This window comes from Thalassotalea sp. G20_0 (genome assembly GCF_017744175.1).
GTDB lineage: Bacteria > Pseudomonadota > Gammaproteobacteria > Pseudomonadales > Endozoicomonadaceae > Endozoicomonas.
In genome coordinates, this window is sequence record NZ_JAGHQV010000066.1 from 1 (window position 1) to 16,767 (window position 16,767).

Here is a 16,767-nt window from a genome sequence, read left to right on the forward strand (position 1 = left end):
TCCTCGCTACGGGCGCTATTCTCGGACAGCCTCCTAGGAGGCTGACCGAGAATAGACTGCCCTACTGCGGAGGCAACAAATTGGTCTAAAAATCCGCTTTTTTCGGCAAATAGCCCCGCTATTCACCTCACAAAACCGAATTTTTATCCTCAATTTTCTGCCATCCTCGCTACGGGCGCTATTCTCGGTCAGCCTCCTGGTGTGATATAGTTTCAAGCATCGGAATGAGTGAAAGATATACCAATGATAACAAATAGTTAAGATAAGGAGTCATCTTTTGGATAATCGTATCCCGCCGAATTCAAGAAAAGTTACTTTTGTAAATCAAGATGTTAATCAAAATCAGCTGGCTGAGGATTCTGGAGAATTTGGGGGTAAAAAGGTCTCTTCGAAAAATCATATCAAGATGCTCATCATTTCACTTAAAAAGCTTAAAAATTTTATCATGAAGCCAATTCGTGACAGACAGATAAAATCTTATAACCAGGCTCTGGTAAAGGCCCGTAAAAATAAGGATTATGGTAGGGATTTAAGGAATGGGAAAATCGATAAAGCCTGCTACGACGTGTTAAATAGAAGAATGGATAAAGCTGGATTTGACAAGGGTTTACTTAAAGAAAAAAACTCTAGAGAAATTTCCGATATTCTTGTAGATCATCACATCATGACCAGGGATGATGCTGAAAACCTGCATATAAGAAATGTTGACTTAGAAGGTTCACCTTATTGGTAGACAAATGAGTTAAATTACTGTCAATATTAATCCATAACTATTCATATTGACGAAAAAACACTGAACTATTCAGTGTTTTTTTTCGCCTGAAGAAAAGGAGAATTGATTACTATCAAGGCGAATCTGAAGAACTCTCCATTTTTTGCGACAATGCACGCTGTGGCTCAGAGTTTTGCATTACCACCAGGTGAGTCACTACGGCTAAAACCGTTATTCATAATAGGCAGTTTAAATTCGAACATGATTTTTCAATCTCTCCAGGTCTCACTGTTTGGTTGATTCTGGCAAATATGGCATTTGATCAGCAAAATGGGCTTTGCCCCACGGGTTGTGTACTTTTGACTCCTAAATATTGTCGCGTAAGTAAAGTATAGAGGGGGCATGTAGCCGAACATTACAGATGGTACCATCAGCAAAGTGGATTGAGCAATCGTGCTTGCAGGGAGCTGTCATGTAACAGGTTTCACCACCATTTGATGTACGGTGGGTGGTGTGACCTGAAAATACCGCTGCAAATCCTTAATCGTTGCTTCCCTCTCTCCATATTTTTCAAATCTTCCTGTTACCGCCGAAATCAGCGGGACTTTCTTGAAGTCTGGTGGGAAAGGGCGTCATGAGAATTGTCGTTTACAGTGGTAAAACGTATCAGACCTCGATAGTTTTCTGGCTGTAACCCTATGTTGTTACAAAAGTTATCAAAGAGCATTTCTATTCTATTTGTTGAATCAATATCCTCAACGTCATCCAATTTTAAAAATAATGGAATTTTATTTTTTTGTTTTTGCGATAGCGTATTCATCCATGCAAGTATTATCTCGTTAATTTTTCTTGCTTCCTGACCTGTTCGGGCACCATGCCAAAAACGTAATTCGAGAGTTCCATCTGGTTTACAGATTCTTGTGTCTGAATTATTGCTTGCATGTTGCGGGGCAAGTCTAATTTTAGCAGGACAATATATATGTTTTAATTCCCATAGTTGTTGAAAGGCGTACGCATAAGTATAAAAACCCATTGGTTGCGTTGTGTTTCCGGCAGCAAGCTCTTTATTGATTAGTTGGATGGTGTGATCCAGGAGCGATTTCCACTGAGGAGCGTAATTGCACATAGACAGATATGGGTAATATTGTTCACACTCACTTTCTCTGTCAAGGGCTTTGACTAAAAAGCGTTCATTTTCTACTGAAAGTAAAAATCTGAATAACAATTCCGGATTGTTTGAGATAGAATTTCGGATATCTATATGTTTATGCCCAGATATGCCTTTCAATAAAAACAGTTCTGCAGGGGCAAGAATAAATATATCAAAAAGTTCATAAGCAGTATAAGTAGCTCCATTGCATGTGAAAACCTGCTCTATTGTATAAGGGCTGCAATTCACCTCAAAGACATCATAATCAGGATAAAACTTACAATTCCAGTCACCGAAAGTGAAATAAAGCTCTTTATCCTGGTTGCCATTTTTAATGGTTATTGAAAATTCTGATTCAGGTATATTCATGGATGACATTATGAAAGATATATGTTTAGACCACTTTGTTATAAGGAGGTCTGGTGAATATTTTTTACCTGATACACTTTCAAAGCTGAATTCAAACTCTTCTCCAAATCTTATAAGGTCGGGGTTAAATTCTACCGTTTTTAAAAGGCTATTGTTTAATAAAGAATTCTGACTTTTATATGCTGGTTCATCATGACAAGAATGTTCATGACCTGAAAATCCATCAAAAAGAACTTTGAATAAATATTGTGGTGCAGCAGAATTAAAGAAGAAAGACCATAACTCACTTTTTTTAGAAGTTTCTACTGTTTTTGTATCCAGTGCATCTTTTGTATATAATCTACTCCAGTAATAATTGTTCAGTATTAGAAAAAGTGGAGACAAATTTAGTTGGTTATTTGGTTCAGAGAAGAAATGGAATAACTCTTTTCTTTCATTGTAAGTTTTTAAATAGTTTTTAATTGTTTTTTTATTTAAAAAGAAGTCTCTTTCTCCACCAGAAGTCATTGAAAGCAAAAAGTCTGCAAGAAAATAATCCGGAAAGCGAAATTTAAAGTCAGGTAGGTCTACGTGATTTTCAATTTCAATTAGCAAAGGAAGTAATCCAAGAAAAAAAATAATGTTTTTTTCGCAAAACCGGTCTTTGCTATTTCTGATACAAAAGCCACAGGCTTTTATTAAAAGCTTGTTGCTTTCAGGTTTTGGGTATTTTTCTAAAAGTTCAAATGGGTCTGTTTTTTCAAAAGAGGCCATTTCTTTATCAATTATCAACAAGAATTCAGTTAATCGGCTGATTGTATTTGCAGCTTCTGTTTTATTACAAAAACAATGTACAAACTGACTGTAAGTTTCAAGCAAATACCTCATGATTTCAGGATTGTTCCAGGCTCTGCCGATTACTGGCGAAAAATTGTGGAGTTGAGCAAAATCTGAAGATTCTGATTCTCGAGCTTTTATCTCCTTAAAGTCCCGATTGAATTTAAACTTTGCATCTTCTGAATATGTTCTTGAATCTACACCAAAAAAACTTGGCTCAACTTTAGCCACTTTCACCTGACGATAATAAGATTGACCAGTTGATTGTAGCTGAGATATTGAGGCATTATATACAGCTGTTGAATGGCTCTGTTGTTCTTCTATTCCTTGTAATCTATACATATTACACCAATTAAAATATTTTACATTATATTTTTCAGGATTCAGATGGCTAAAAATCCCAATCATTTGTAACTTGATTGGAGTGATGAAAAGTGGTTTGGAAATCGGGAGAACAACCTCGTTACCTAATTCATCTCAATGCGTAATAGACAGTGACAATTCGCATAAGTTCATAACAACCCAGTAAGAACGTCTAACAAAAAAATTCCAGGCGACTGTGCCTGTGGCAAAGGAAGTATTTATTTCCGCCATACCCTCAGCAGCCTGCAAGATGAACTGGATGAATTGCAGGGCAGCGTGATGATCTGCGAGCACAGCAGGCCGAGGCCATGAAAGGCCAATTAGTTCATGGCCGTCCTATTGTTCCTTCTGGCAATGGCGAGGCCGATTGGGTTTCCCGGCTAACAGTCAAGAGCCTGTTTGCTCTCCCCAGGGGGGTTCAGCTCAATTAGAAGTCAGTGGTAAATCACCTGGGTTTTACCAGAATTGACTGACTGACGACACTGCTTTTTGTGTTCCCTTTGGCACTCGGCGTAAGCGGGATTTTTGCGAAGCTCCCTCAGGCGTTTCCTTTGGGGTTCTCTTTCGCGCTCGTCGAAAGCGGGATCTATCTGGTAGCGCTTCCTTTGGCGTTCCCTTTGTAGCTTCTTTTGAAGCTCCCTTTGGCATTCAATATGTGAAGAATTTTCATCAATAGCTTCTTCGGCTTGAATCGCAAGAGATGTATCTTGTTGAAGATGTTCACTTTGGAATCGTGGGGTAATAATCGCAATCGACGCAGTAGATTTAGAGAAATTACCATTGCTGTCTTGATTAGGAATTTGAATAGGTGGATTAAGTTTGGTATCAACATCTGTCGAGTTTTTCGAGGTTGATTGAATATCCTTTGTTAAGGAGTATATCGAAAAAGAATTATTTTCAAGGTCATATTTTTCAGGCTGATAATTTTCCAGTGGTATAGCTACTGGAATTGCAGGGGAATCTTTATAGCTGGTTCGATTTGTACAGTGAAATCTTTCAACCTTTTTTTTCAGGATTTAAATACCCTTGATTATGTGAACTTGTGGATTGGTCAGTTATGTCATGGTTAGTTAAAGGTTGTCCAACTTCAGTAACCTTTCGGGAGAAAGCCTGACCTATTGCACCAGATTCAGCTAAAACCATGCCTTGAATATTAGAAAGGCCATCAGGGGCTGGACTTAATTGAGAAGAAGTTGGTCTATCCATTGAGTTATTGAATCATCGAATTATACCTTAAGACCACGCTTGCTTATAAAAGTTCCTCCCTTTCGCCACTCATTCACCATTTTAAGGTCATTTCCCGGATCGACCGAACCATCGGTGATGTGGCCTTGCAGAAGGCGCTTAGCGGGATCAGCACCGATATCAATGACATTAATGTTGGAGGAATAAAGGGGGGATATCCAGCCACACAATTTATAGGTGTTGTAGGTGGAGGATATTCAGGTTCGGTGAGTGCGATGAATAGCCTGAAAGCAGCAGCTTTTTATCGATATCCTATTAAAATAAATATTTATTTCTGCAGTTTGTCAGAAAGATAAGATTATATATGAGACTAAGTCTTTTCATGGAAAACCAGAAGAATGTGACTTATTGATTAATGCTACAGGAGATACTCATGATTATAAACCCGGAAGGGTTGATGATCTCTGGTCTGAGTTGCTTCTTGATGGAAAAGCTGTACCCCATTTTTTGGGAGGAGTTCAGGTCGACGGTTTTGGACGGATGATAGATAAAAACGGGCGGTTTTTGGATGGCATTTATTTAAGCGGTCCTATGACTTCAGGGGATTCTATAGAACGACGGGGTCGTTTAGGGGCTTTTCAAATCAACACAGGAGAACTCCTGGGAGGCTGACCGAGAATAGCACCCGTAGCGAGGATGGCAGAAAATTGAGGATAAAAAGTCGGAAATTTTTAGTGAATAGTGGTTCTATTTGCTAAAAATTTCTGACTTTTTAGACAAATTTTCTGCCACCGCAGTAGGGCAGTCTATTCTCGGTCAGCCTCCTAGATAGAGCTGAAGTGTCTGGTAAAAATGCTGTTTCAAAAAAGCACGGCGAATTATTAGAGTTAGCCCAAAATAAGCCTGATGCTTCAGGGAAATTTCAACGGGTCAAACAGCAAATAATAAAAGTTTAAACACAGCTATGAAACCCATTAATGAAGAACAACGCCAGGGCCAACCGGCAAAATACCGGATGGCCTTTAATATCAATCCAACGCCATTTGCTCCAGCGTAGCCAGCTCCACAATTTCAAGCGCTGTCATATTGGTTGCGTTCAGGTAAACCGGTGGGGCAACACCTGCCTTATTGGCCTCTGCCCAACGAGTTGCGCAAAGACACCAGCGGTCACCGGCTTTCAGGCCGGGAAAACCAAAATCAGGGCGGGGTGTGATGAGGTCATTGCCTTTGGACAGGGAAAATTGCAGAAATTCATCGGTCATCCGGGCGCAGACTGTATGACTGCCAGCATCCTCCAGACAGGTATGACAAAACCCGTCCCGGAAGAAGCCCGTCATTGGACTTTTGCAACACACCTCTAACTCAGTACCCAGCACATTGGGCTGTTCAAACACAAGTTCTACCATGTGAAACCCTCCCATGATTAACCCATGACCTACAGGATAGGAGAAAAGTCATGTCTACAGTGGATCGTAGGTTTATCGGTGCCGGAAACATCTACATTGAATGCAAAGAGTTCGTCCTGTTTATGGAAGGGCTCAACGATGCGCAGGATGGCAAGCCATTTAATATCCGGGTGCATCGAATAAAGTTCTCCCCTGTCCAGAACCTTGATTTTATTTCGGACGACTCAGTGGTAAATCACCTGAGTTTTAGCTGACTTGACTGACTGACGACACTGCTTTTTGCGCTCCCTTTCGCGCTGGTCGTAAGCGGGATCTTTGCGAAGCTCCCTTTGGCATTCAATTTGTAAAGAACTTTCATCAATAGCTTCTTCGGCTTGAATTGCAGGAGATGTATATTGTTGAAGATATTCACTTTTCAATTGTGGGGTAATAATTGCAATCGGCGATGTAGATTTAGAGAAATTACCAATGCCGTCTTGATTAGGAATTTGAATAGGTGGATTAAGTTTGGTATCAACATCTGTCGAGTTTTGTGAGGTTGATTGAATACCCTTTGTGAAGGAGTATATCGAAAAAGTATTATTTTCAGGGTCATATTCTGCAACCTGATAATTTTCAGTGGTATAGCTACTGGAATTGCAGGAGATTTTTATAGTCAGTTTGATTTTGTACAGCGAAATCTTTCAACCTTTTTTTTTAGGATTTAACTATCCTTGATTATCTGAACTTGAAGCTTGGTCAGTCATGTCATGGTTAGTTACAGGTTGTCCAAATTCACTAACCATTCGGGAAAAAGCCTGACCTGTTGCACCAGATTCAGCTAGAGGCGTGCCTTGAATATTAGAAAGGCCATTAGGGGCTGGACTTAATTGAGAAGAGGTTGGCCTATCCGTTGAATTATTGAGTTATTGAATTCCAGCTTAAGACCACGCTTTCTTCTAAAAGTTCCTCCCTTTCGCCACTCATTTAACTTTTATCTATGTCAACCAAACATAAATAATTGCTATAGCTATTACTAATAGAGACGTAAAAATCTTCGGGTAATAAAGGAGCCTTGTAATAAGGCGGTGGAGCTAGAAGCTTATTATAGCTTATGAAGAATATGAGCGGGCACTACACCAGGAACATCAAATCTTTCATAAAAAATAAATCACACTTTTAACGTTCTGCCTGCTGTGCACGACAAAAATCAGGAGTAAGTCAGTGAGATCAACTATCCAAGGGTGATAGGGAAGTAGCGGAGTCGTCATGATTACGCGGATGAACTGGATAAACTGCAGGGCAGGCAGTCAGACATTGAGCAACGCCGTTATCAAACTCAGCGTGACGATCTGAAGGCACAGCAGGTCGAGGCTATCGCCAAAGAGGATCTGGAATTGATCACGAATATCACCTCTGAGTCAGGGTGAGATAGGTTCGATCGGGACTGTAAATATTCCTTCAGTTTGAAGACTGAAAAGCGGGGGAGCAGTACCATCTAAATTTTTACCGGAACTCTGGGTCGTTTCAGCTAAATTAGAACTCAGTGGTAAATCACCTGAGTTTTTATCTGAATTAACTGACTGAAGATACCGCGCTCTTGCGATCACAGCTTGCTCTTTGGCTTCTTCCTTGTTGCAGGTTTGTCTTTTGATTCTTTGGTAGGTAATTTTATAGATCTTTTGTCCTTCGGCGTAAACGGGATCTTTGCGAAGCTCCCTTTGGCGCTCCCTTTGGTGCTCAGCATAAGCGGGATCTGTCTGGTAGCGCTTCCTTTGGCGCTCCCTATGACGCTCAACGTAAGTGGGGTCTGTACGGTAGCGCTCCCTTTGGTGCTCCCTTTCGCGCTCGGCGTAAGCGGGATCTTTGCGAAGCTCCCTTCGGCGCTCCCTTTCGCGCTCGGCGTAAGCGGGATCTTTGCGAAGCTCCCTTTGGCGTTCCCTTTTGCGCTCTTTTTTGCGCTCGGCAAGTGAATAACTGCCATCAACATTAACTTCTGCCTGGGTTGTTTGGTTATCACTTGTAGCTTGGTGTATGTATAACGGATTAACGACAGCAACTGGCCATAAATCTTGTGAACTATGAATTCCGGCAGGAAGATTAGTTAACTGTATACCTGAGCTTGTATGATTTGCTGTTGTTTGCTCTCTAATTTCAAACTCGTCCCACGATATTAGCTGCTGAAAGGGAGTATTTGATGTTAGTAATAATGCATTATTAACGGGTTTATAATCAAGCTGGTAAGGAACATATTCATCAAGAATGGATTGTGGTATCTCTTGAATACCCGTTCCAGAAGCGTTTTCTGATTCAAGGTTTGTTAGGGATGTAATATTATATTTATTCAATGAATAGGAATGATCAGCTTCATTTTGATATTTATCTGGTCCGCTATTGTAATTATGAATAGGGTTCAGCACTTGAACTGGTATGCCTTGATAAATAGGCTGCTGTTCGGTGGCACCAAATCGCTGTTCTTGATCTACTAAACCTGATGCGTTGGAACAAAGGTAATAAAAAGAAGCATCATATAAAGGAAATTGATTGGTTTGATACATTGAATTATTGAATTATTGAGTTACAGCTTAGGACCACGCCTTCTTATAAAAGTTCCTCTCTTTCACAACTCATTCTTTATTTATGTCAGCCAAGCGTAAGGATTTGCTATGGTAATTACTAATAGTGACGTACAACTCTTCGAAAGCCGGCACCTCACGGATGAGGAGGACCATGGTGGGCGGGTTACAGGTAGTGAGGTCATTGATGGAAACATCAATAATCTCTTCCAGGATATTTCCCGGATCGACCGAACCATTGGTGATGTTGCCTTGCGGAAGGCGTTTATCGGGATCAGCACCGATAACAATGACTTTTACCTATTTCACTGGAGTGGAATATATAAATTTTACCCGGCGTAAGGTGGAAATGCAGATTAGTTCTCCCTTGGTGACGACCTTTAATCGGGGCATCTCCCATACCCGGCGAGCCAGAGGAAGAAACCAGTCGCATTCAGGAAACGCAGATAGCCGATACCTCCCGCTGCTTTTTATCAAGAGAGGGGCATTGAGCCTATGAGCGTCAACATTACCGCAGGTGACCTGACGGTAAAGGCTGAAAACGTTTAGATTGCTGAACGTTCACTAAGGCTGAGAGGGGGCGATTGGGACTGTAAATATTCCTTCAGTTTGACGACTGAAAAGTGGGAGGCAGTATCTTCTGAATTTTTACTGGAACTCTGGGTCGTTTCAGCAAAATTAGAAGTCAGTGGTAAATCACCTGAGTTTTTAGCTGAATTGACCGACTGAAGATACCGCTCTCTTGCGATCACAGCTTGCTTTTTAGCTTCTTCCTTGTTGGAGGTTTGTATTTTGATTCTTTTGTAGGTCTTTATATAGATCTTTTGTCCCTCGGCGTAAGCGGGATCTCTGCGAAGCTCCCTTTTGTGCTCCCTTTGGCGCTCGGCGTAAGCGGGATCTGTCTGGTAGCGCTCTCTTTCGCGCTTCCTTTTGCGCTCGGCGTAAGCAGGATCTTTGCGAAGCTCTCTTTGGTGCTCCCTTTTGCGCACCCTTTGGCGCTCGGCGTAAGCGGGATCTGTCTGGTAGCGCTCTCTTTCGCGCTTCCTTTTGCGCTCGGCGTAAGCGGGATCTTTGTGAAGCTCCCGTTGACGCTCCTTTCTGTGCTCCCTTTGGTACTTCTTTTTGCGCTCGGCGTAAGCGGGATCTGTCTGGTAGCGCTCTCTTTCGCACTCCCTTTTACGCTCGGCATAAGCGGGATCTGTCTGGTAGCGCTCCCTTTCTCGTCCCCTTTTGCGCTCGGCGTGAGTGGGATCTGTCTGGTAGCACTCTCTTTCGGACTCGGCAAGTGAAGAACTGCCATCAACATTAACTTCTGCCTGGGTTGTTTGGTTATCACGTGCAGCTTGGTGCATGCATAACGGATTAACGACAGCAACTGGCCGTAAATCTTGTGAACTATGAATTCCGACAGGAAGATTAGTTAACTGTATACCTGAGCTTGTATGATTCGCTGTTGTTTGCTCTCTAATTTCAAGCTCGTCCCACGATATTAGCTGCTGAAAGGGAGTACTTGGTGTTAGTAATAATCTATCCTTAACGGATTCATAATCATCCCGGTAAGGAACATATTCATCAAGAATGGATTGTGGTATCTCTTGAATACCTGTTCCAGAAGCGTTTTCTGAATCGAGATTTGTTAGGGATGTAATATTATATTTATTCAATGAATAAGAATGATTGGCTTCATTTTGATATGTATCTGGTCCGCTATTGTAAATGGAAATAGGGTTCAGCACTTGAACTGGTATGCCTTGATAAATAGGCTGCTGTTCGGTGGCACCAAATCGCTGTCCTTGATCTACTAAACCTAATGCGCTGGAACAAAGATAAGAAAAATAAGCATCGTATGAAGGAAATTGATTGGTTTGATACATCGAATTATTGAATTGTTGAATTACATCTTAAGACCACGAATTCTTAATAAAAGTTCCTCTCTTTCACAACTCATTCTTTATTTATGTCAACCAGGAATAAATATTTGTTATGGCTATTTCTAATAGCAACGTAAAACTCTTCGAAAGCCAGCGCCTCGCGGATGAGGAAGACGTTGGCGGGGGGTTACAGGCAACGAGGTCATTGATGGAAACATCAATAATCTCTTTCTTCGATTGCTGACCGTTCACCAAAGCTGAGAGGGGGCGATTGGGACTGTAAATATTTCTTCAGCTTGACGACTGAAAAGCGGGGGAGGGGGAGCACCTTCTAAATTTTTACTGGAACTCTGGGTCGCTTTAGTTAAATTAGAAGTCAGTGGTAAATCACCTGAGTTTTTAGCTGAATTGACTGACTGAAGATACCGCTCTTTAGCTTCTTCATTGTTGGAGGTTTGTATTTTGATTCTTTTGTAGCCATACAACAAGGCGGCGGTTCAGTGGATACCACCGCAGCCAAAGGAAGCATTGAAGACCTGAAAAAAGAGTTTAAGGCAACCTCTGCAGAAATTAGCCGTTTGCAAAGCAATCAATATCAATTTGACGTGACAGGCATTGGTCGCTGGCTCAATCAAACATCAACCGCTGCCGCTTATGTGAAAAAACAATTTTTAGAGCAAAGAATTGCCCTTGAACAGCTGTTTGAAAGCTATGAACAGGGCGAGATCAATGCCAGAAGTTTTGTCCGTGAGGCCGAAGATGCCGCGCAAACCATGAACCTGCTCAATCAAACGGATTTAGACCGGCTCAATAACGCCATTGTTTCAGCCAAACAAAACATGGCCCGCTTAGGCGACAGTTCCCGCAATACCCTGAACAGCCTGCAAGATGAACTGGATGAATTGCAGGGCAGACAATCGGATCTTGAGCAACGGCGTTATCAAAATCAGCGTGATGATCTGAAGGCACAGCAGGCCGAGGCCATTGCCAACGGGAATCAGGAGGCGATCAGGAATATCAACTCAGCTCTGCGAATCAGTGAGCAGATTTACAACGAGCGACTGCGGCAGGCTAATTGCTCTGGATTAATGAATTTGAATGGAACCCCGTCGAGCAAACCACTGAGCGAAGTCTGACCGGGGCTTTACTGGTTCAGGAGGGGCAACTAACCCAAGGCAGACCAATCGTTTTATCTGGCAATGGCGAGGCCGGTTGGGTATCACGGCTGACGGTCAAGATCTTGTTTGCTCTCTCCAAAGCAGCCAATAAAACGATGACTCTAACGCTTCCAGATAGTCGGCAGTTCTCCGTTATCTTTGATCGGTCTAACGGCGCTCCCGTAGAGGCAAAGCAGGTTTTACCATTTGCTTATCCAGAGTACAGTGACCAATACCTTCTTACTCTTAGATTGCTAACTGTTCACTGTTGCGACAGGCTCAATCGAGACGGTAAATATTCCTTCAGCTTGAAGACTGAAAAGTGGCAGGGAGAGTGCCATCTGAATTTTTACTGGGACTCTGGTTTGTTTCAACTGAATTAGAAGTCAGTGTTAATTCACCGGAGTTTCCAGCTGAATGGATTGACTGGAGATACTGCTCTTTTGCGATCTTAGCTTGTTTTGAAGCTTCTTCCTTGTTGGCGGTTTGTCTTTTGATTCTCTTGTAAGTATTCATATAGATTCTGTGCGCCTGTGCGAGGACGGGATCTTTGCGACGCTCCCTTTGGTACTCCCTTTGGTACTCCCTTTGGTACTTCCTTTGGCGCTCTGCAAAATCGGGATTTGTCTGGTAGCGCTCCCTTAGACGCTCCTTTTCGCGATCTACGAAAGCGGGATCTTTGCGACGCTCCCTTAGGTACTCCCTGTGGTACTGCCTTTCGCGCTCTGCGAAAGCGGGATCTTTGCGACGCTCCCTTTGGTACTTCCTTCGGCGATCCAATCGTGAGGCTTTGTTGTCAGTTATTTTTTTAGATGGGTTTGAAACAGACTTACTACCCAGGTTATCAGCTTGACTTATCGGACTGATTTGCTCCATCACGTTAGAATACTGATGGCTGTTATCAACAGAGTGAGAGCCGTCTTCACCAGCCATACTCCAAACTCGCACAATTTTTATTTCTGATGCAGTGCCACTATCAGCTTTCTGAAATGTTTCTGGTCTTACGGATAATTCAGAGGACTCATCCAGGCAGATTTCTTTAGAATCAAGAATAGTGATTGACATTTGTTTGATTCTTGGATCATCGAATCGGTTATGGAGTCTATCTTCATCGGGTATTGGGGTGTTATTGATTGGGACCGTTTGTTCCACTTTCTGACCGAATGCTATAGCGTTTTTTTGTGTACAGCCCTTGGAAAGTGACTTACCGCAGAGCATAGCAGTGTCATATGCAGTTAGAACACTCGAATAAGAGCCTTGTAAGTTAAAATCTGGATCAGTCATTAATTCATAAATTCATCAAGTTATTGAATCACAGCTTAAGACTCCCGCTTCTTTACACAAGTTCCTTCCTGAAACAACCCATTCACTATTTACATCAAAAAAAGCATAAGGATTTGATATGACTATTAATCATGATGATGTGAAACTCTCGAAGTGGAAGTGTGAGACGATTAGATCAAGAATCAAGAGCCGACCCCGGTTTTCCGGTTTTTGGCGCAGTATGAGGTGGAGGTTTGAAATAATCAAGAATCGGTTCTCCGCTCAATTTTATTGCTCACTATAGAACACAGGAATTTTGGGCCTCATATTCTTCAACAAGTTTCTTGCACTCTGTGTGGCCATGGATGATAGACAAGAGGTAAGCCGTTTGGCCATGATCGTTCTTTTCATTGACCAGAGCAGCAAAGTGGCGGTTTTCATTGGCCAGGGCATCGAACATCAGCTCCCAGAGAGTCGCTGTGTGGCCATTCAAAGCAGCTAAGTGGAGAGCCGTATTGCCATCATTGTTCTTTTCATTGACCGGGATTCGGCCATTGGCCAGCAGCTCCCTGAGAGTTGCTGTGTGGCCCCTAGAAGCAGCTAAGTGGAGAGCCGTATCGCCTTGATTGTTCTTTTCATTGACCAGGATGCCATGGACCAGGAAGCAGTCAGGGGCCAGCAGTGCTCTGATAGTCGCTGTGTGGCCATTAAAAGCAGCTAAGTGGAGAGCCGTATCGCCATGTTTGTTCTTTTCATTGACCTTGATCTTGATGCGGTCATCGGACAGTAGCACCCTGCTGAGAGTCGTTGTGTGGCCATTCTTAGCAGCTAAGTGGAGAGCCGTATCGCCATGTTTGTTCTTTTCATTGACCTTGATCTTGATGCGGTCATCGGTCAGCAGCTCCCTGAGAGTCGCTGAGTGGCCATTCAAAGCAGCTAAGTGGAGAGCCGTATCGCCATCATTGTTCTTTTCATTGACCGGGATTCCATTGGCCAGAAGCTCCCTGAGAGTCGCTGTGTGGCCATTCAAAGCAGCTAAGCGGAGAGCCCTTGCACCCTTACGTTTTTTGACATTGATGTCCGTCATGTCAAGCAGTTTTCTCAGGCAATCGATTCGCCCCCAGCAAGCGGCACAAGTCAGTGCCGTTGTGCCGGTGTTAGCAGCGGCATTGATATCTGCTCCTGCGTCGATCAGCTGTGTCAGTCGATCAAATTTGCCCCAAAAGGCAGCTATTATCAAAGGCGTCACGCCGTCGTTATCAGTGGCATTAATATTCACTCTATTCACTCTTCTGTTATCAACAAGCTCTCTCAGGCACTCGTTATCGTTTCCTTGTTGGTTGGTATAGTGTTTGGGCGTCCTGCCGTTGGGTAAGGTTTCATTGATATCTCTGCCCATGTAAGCCCATTGTTGACGGCCCTCATTAATGCTGATTTTGGTGGCTAGATGCAGGGCTGTTTCGCCGTTCTTGTTGGGGGCATTGACTTTCGCTCCCTTTACAATCAGCTGTTTCAGGCATTCGACGTGGCCGTTATAAACGGCCAGATGCAAGGCTGTTTCACCGTTCTTATTGGGGGCATTCAAATTTGCCCCATTTTCAATCAGCGGTCTTAGGCAGTCGACGTAGCCGTTATATGCGGCCAGATGCAGGGCTGTGTCGCCATTGTTATTGGTGGCATCAACATCCGATCCAAACTTAACCAGATATTGCAGGCACGTCAGATGTCCGTGCTCGGCTGCCAAGTGCAGAGGTCTTATTCCGTCCCGGGCAGGGGCGTCAATCTTGGCTCCCATAACAAGCAGGTAATCCAGACAGTGATCATTACCGTGTTGGACTGCCAAGTGCAGAGGCGTTTTGCCATCAGTTCGAGCCAAATTACCATTGGCCTTCGTACGGAACAGTTGTTTTAAATCTGAGTAAGCTTTCTTACCCCTTTCAAGTAGGTTCGAGTCAAGCAGGGCTTTCAGGCCCCTTAAATTTATATTTCCTTTCTGATAATTTTCTATAAAGAAAATCATTTGTTCACACTTGGTCTGATATTTGTCTTCAGTGTCTTTAGTGTCAGTGTCTTTAGTATTGAGTATATGACCGGCTAGAACTTTCAAACAATTTAAGTCGCCATTTCTAGCGGCGATGTGCAAGGGCGTTTCACCAGTTGTTTTCAGTTGCGCATTAACTTCCCCACCATAGGCAATCAGGATTATTAAACCCTTAAAGTTACGTCTTCCAGTGGCGATGTGCAGAGGCGTTTCACCATTGGTTGTTCGTGCAGCGTTGACATCAGCGCTGGACCGCCAATCAGACATCATACGCCAAACTTCCACTCCACTGTTGATGGTTTTCTCAATATCATCACGGTTTATTGTACGCTCCTGAACGGCGGTTGAAATGAAGTCGACGACGCCTAATGCAAGACGTCCTAGCTCTATCAGGAAATTCAGAAGATCGACCCTCTTGTCGAATAGCGCTTGCACAATGTTGTTGTAACCGTTACAAGTAGCAATGTGCAAAGCCGTGGTACCATCCTCGCTTTTGGCCTTGACATTTACTTTCTTGTCGATCAGAGCTTCCAAGAGTTCAAGATTGCCCTTTTCAGCGACATCGAACAACAGCCGAACCCGGGAGTCCGAGTCCAGCGGCGAAATATTAGTAGTGGGCCTCTTTGTCATGGTATCAGGCTCGGCCTGCTTGCCGAGACAATTTTCGTCAATTAACCTCAGTTTTGTTTCTTTGCACACATAACAACTGCGCTCACGTATATCACCTGCAGTGGAATTGTACCAGGAGTCGTAAATACAGACCTTGTGGAAATAGTGAGCTTCCGGTTGACAGTTCGTCCTGACCATTGGATCATCATCGGTACGCTTGCAGATAGCACAAGCTGGGGAGCTTAAGGTGGTATTGCTGCCTATTAGGTTATTCATAAAAACTCTGACAGTTTGCTGTCTCTGAATGGTTAAAAGGGAATAGAGGGAATCAGAAATTCACCGTAAAGTGCCAACTACCTGATCCCAACCTAAAAGCTCTACCCCTTGGGCCACATAGCCTGCAGAGATTTGAAGCACTCTGAATTTACATGAAAATAACATTAACTCCGCTGGAGGCCCCGAAAACTGGTTGAGGAAGGCGTCAAAACAAAACTTGATGATTGCCCTCTAAACCACGGTGCGTCAGGGGTGCAGAGTTTTCGGACGAAAACTTGATAACATATTCCAAATGAAACTGATGAGATTGACTGCACAATGTTTTGACCATGGAACGCCCACCAAGTTGTCCTCTGATGGGTCAGACACCCATACAGATAGGGCAATTAAATACGAACGTGTTCTGTCTGATATTATTCATCGCTTTAGCCTGCTATTTGACTCAACACTTTGGGTAGGACAAAAGTCAGCAGAGAATATTCCATAAAAACAGCATTTTTAACAAGACGACTGTCGTAACCTCTGAGTCAGGCATGTACCTGCCCGGCAATGGTCGTTTGTTTACCAGTATTCAAGTGATGGCAACCACAAACTCTGGCAGCAATTCAAAGCCCTGATATCTGGAGGCGACCGGGTTGTTGCCACTATTACTACTACCGCCAATAATGGCAACGGCACCAGTCAGGCCGCCCTAAGGGATGGTTCAGTAATTACCGTCAAGGGGGAGTCAATTTCTGCACGACAGAAGGCATTTATCCAAGATGGGGAGATTAAAGAAACCGCACCGAATCTGGCGCAGTACGAAGTGGAAGTGTGAGACGATCAGATCAAGAATCAAGACCCGACCCCGGGTTCGTTCGCGATCTACGAAAGCGGGATCTTTGCGACGCTCCCTTTGGTACTTCCTTCGGCGATCCAATCGTGAGGCTTTGTTGTCAGTTATTTTTTTAGATGGGTTTGAAACAGACTTACTACCCAGGTTATCAGCTTGACT

16 protein-coding genes are annotated in these 16,767 nt (G+C 43.2%); 7 read left to right on the forward strand and 9 right to left on the reverse strand.

The window, feature by feature from the left end:
- Positions 1 to 277 precede the first annotated feature (277 nt).
- Positions 278 to 733: a hypothetical protein gene (locus J7438_RS22805; protein WP_209278386.1), complete on the forward strand. Its 456-nt coding sequence runs from the start codon at positions 278 to 280 to the stop codon at positions 731 to 733.
- Between the two features lie 574 nt (positions 734 to 1,307).
- Here the strand turns inward: J7438_RS22805 and J7438_RS22810 are convergent.
- A complete protein-coding gene (locus J7438_RS22810) occupies positions 1,308 to 3,455 on the reverse strand; it encodes a hypothetical protein (RefSeq protein WP_209278387.1) in 2,148 nt (715 codons plus the stop codon).
- Between the two features lie 263 nt (positions 3,456 to 3,718).
- On the opposite strand from J7438_RS22810, the gene J7438_RS27970 reads away from it, so the two are divergent.
- Positions 3,719 to 3,841 (forward strand): hypothetical protein, encoded by a 123-nt coding sequence (locus J7438_RS27970; protein ID WP_286196846.1) that lies wholly within the window; start codon positions 3,719 to 3,721, stop codon positions 3,839 to 3,841.
- A 565-nt stretch (positions 3,842 to 4,406) separates the two neighbouring features.
- Here the strand turns inward: J7438_RS27970 and J7438_RS22815 are convergent.
- Complete coding sequence (locus J7438_RS22815) at positions 4,407 to 4,616, reverse strand: hypothetical protein (protein WP_209204598.1); 210 nt, start codon at positions 4,614 to 4,616, stop codon at positions 4,407 to 4,409.
- A 119-nt stretch (positions 4,617 to 4,735) separates the two neighbouring features.
- Here J7438_RS22815 and J7438_RS22820 point away from each other — a divergent pair, with 119 nt between their 5' ends.
- Both J7438_RS22820 and J7438_RS22825 read left to right on the forward strand, forming a co-directional pair.
- Positions 4,736 to 4,951 (forward strand): hypothetical protein, encoded by a 216-nt coding sequence (locus J7438_RS22820; RefSeq protein ID WP_209204597.1) that lies wholly within the window; start codon positions 4,736 to 4,738, stop codon positions 4,949 to 4,951.
- Between the two features lie 52 nt (positions 4,952 to 5,003).
- Positions 5,004 to 5,267: a hypothetical protein gene (locus J7438_RS22825; RefSeq protein ID WP_209204596.1), complete on the forward strand. Its 264-nt coding sequence runs from the start codon at positions 5,004 to 5,006 to the stop codon at positions 5,265 to 5,267.
- Positions 5,268 to 5,623: 356 nt separating this feature from the next.
- Here the strand turns inward: J7438_RS22825 and J7438_RS22830 are convergent, their stop codons facing one another.
- On the reverse strand, positions 5,624 to 6,001 hold the full coding sequence (locus tag J7438_RS22830) for a DUF2237 family protein (protein ID WP_209278388.1): 378 nt from the start codon (positions 5,999 to 6,001) through the stop codon (positions 5,624 to 5,626).
- Positions 6,002 to 6,051: 50 nt separating this feature from the next.
- On the opposite strand from J7438_RS22830, the gene J7438_RS22835 reads away from it, so the two are divergent.
- Positions 6,052 to 6,255 (forward strand): hypothetical protein, encoded by a 204-nt coding sequence (locus J7438_RS22835; protein ID WP_209278389.1) that lies wholly within the window; start codon positions 6,052 to 6,054, stop codon positions 6,253 to 6,255.
- A 1,146-nt stretch (positions 6,256 to 7,401) separates the two neighbouring features.
- Here J7438_RS22835 and J7438_RS22840 read toward each other — a convergent pair.
- Positions 7,402 to 8,538, reverse strand: coding sequence for a hypothetical protein (locus tag J7438_RS22840; RefSeq protein WP_209278390.1), 1,137 nt, complete (start codon positions 8,536 to 8,538; stop codon positions 7,402 to 7,404).
- Between the two features lie 108 nt (positions 8,539 to 8,646).
- Here J7438_RS22840 and J7438_RS22845 point away from each other — a divergent pair, with 108 nt between their 5' ends.
- A complete protein-coding gene (locus J7438_RS22845; protein ID WP_209278391.1) occupies positions 8,647 to 8,898 on the forward strand; it encodes a hypothetical protein in 252 nt (83 codons plus the stop codon).
- Positions 8,899 to 9,101: 203 nt separating this feature from the next.
- On the opposite strand, the gene J7438_RS22850 is transcribed toward J7438_RS22845, so the two are convergent.
- On the reverse strand, positions 9,102 to 9,908 hold the full coding sequence (locus J7438_RS22850) for a hypothetical protein (RefSeq protein WP_209278392.1): 807 nt from the start codon (positions 9,906 to 9,908) through the stop codon (positions 9,102 to 9,104).
- Between the two features lie 767 nt (positions 9,909 to 10,675).
- Complete coding sequence (locus J7438_RS22855; RefSeq protein WP_209278393.1) at positions 10,676 to 10,912, reverse strand: hypothetical protein; 237 nt, start codon at positions 10,910 to 10,912, stop codon at positions 10,676 to 10,678.
- Positions 10,913 to 10,927: 15 nt separating this feature from the next.
- Between J7438_RS22855 and J7438_RS22860 the strand changes: the two genes are divergently transcribed.
- Positions 10,928 to 11,563, forward strand: coding sequence for a hypothetical protein (locus J7438_RS22860; protein ID WP_209278394.1), 636 nt, complete (start codon positions 10,928 to 10,930; stop codon positions 11,561 to 11,563).
- A 324-nt stretch (positions 11,564 to 11,887) separates the two neighbouring features.
- Here J7438_RS22860 and J7438_RS22865 read toward each other — a convergent pair whose 3' ends face one another.
- The 3 genes from J7438_RS22865 to J7438_RS22875 all read right to left on the reverse strand — a co-directional run.
- Positions 11,888 to 12,649 carry a hypothetical protein gene (locus tag J7438_RS22865; protein ID WP_209278395.1) on the reverse strand — a complete coding sequence of 254 codons (762 nt, stop codon included), beginning with the start codon at positions 12,647 to 12,649 and terminating at the stop codon, positions 11,888 to 11,890.
- A gap of 496 nt (positions 12,650 to 13,145) precedes the next feature.
- Positions 13,146 to 15,773 carry an ankyrin repeat domain-containing protein gene (locus J7438_RS22870; protein ID WP_209278396.1) on the reverse strand — a complete coding sequence of 876 codons (2,628 nt, stop codon included), beginning with the start codon at positions 15,771 to 15,773 and terminating at the stop codon, positions 13,146 to 13,148.
- 727 nt (positions 15,774 to 16,500) lie between these two features.
- The coding region (locus tag J7438_RS22875) for a hypothetical protein (protein WP_209278397.1) at positions 16,501 to 16,767 on the reverse strand (267 nt) is incomplete at its 5' end.

What these genes read in the sequence shown, in the direction of transcription:
- J7438_RS22810 (WP_209278387.1), bottom strand. Translation starts at nt 3,455, where the DNA reads ATGATTGGGATTTTTAGCCATCTGAATCCTGAAAAATATAATGTAAAA.
- J7438_RS27970 (WP_286196846.1), top strand. Translation starts at nt 3,719, where the DNA reads ATGAAAGGCCAATTAGTTCATGGCCGTCCTATTGTTCCTTCTGGCAAT.
- J7438_RS22815 (WP_209204598.1), bottom strand. Translation starts at nt 4,616, where the DNA reads ATGGATAGACCAACTTCTTCTCAATTAAGTCCAGCCCCTGATGGCCTT.
- J7438_RS22830 (WP_209278388.1), bottom strand. Translation starts at nt 6,001, where the DNA reads ATGGTAGAACTTGTGTTTGAACAGCCCAATGTGCTGGGTACTGAGTTA.
- J7438_RS22835 (WP_209278389.1), top strand. Translation starts at nt 6,052, where the DNA reads ATGTCTACAGTGGATCGTAGGTTTATCGGTGCCGGAAACATCTACATT.
- J7438_RS22840 (WP_209278390.1), bottom strand. Translation starts at nt 8,538, where the DNA reads ATGTATCAAACCAATCAATTTCCTTTATATGATGCTTCTTTTTATTAC.
- J7438_RS22845 (WP_209278391.1), top strand. Translation starts at nt 8,647, where the DNA reads ATGGTAATTACTAATAGTGACGTACAACTCTTCGAAAGCCGGCACCTC.
- J7438_RS22850 (WP_209278392.1), bottom strand. Translation starts at nt 9,908, where the DNA reads ATGCACCAAGCTGCACGTGATAACCAAACAACCCAGGCAGAAGTTAAT.
- J7438_RS22865 (WP_209278395.1), bottom strand. Translation starts at nt 12,649, where the DNA reads ATGTCAATCACTATTCTTGATTCTAAAGAAATCTGCCTGGATGAGTCC.
- J7438_RS22870 (WP_209278396.1), bottom strand. Translation starts at nt 15,773, where the DNA reads ATGAATAACCTAATAGGCAGCAATACCACCTTAAGCTCCCCAGCTTGT.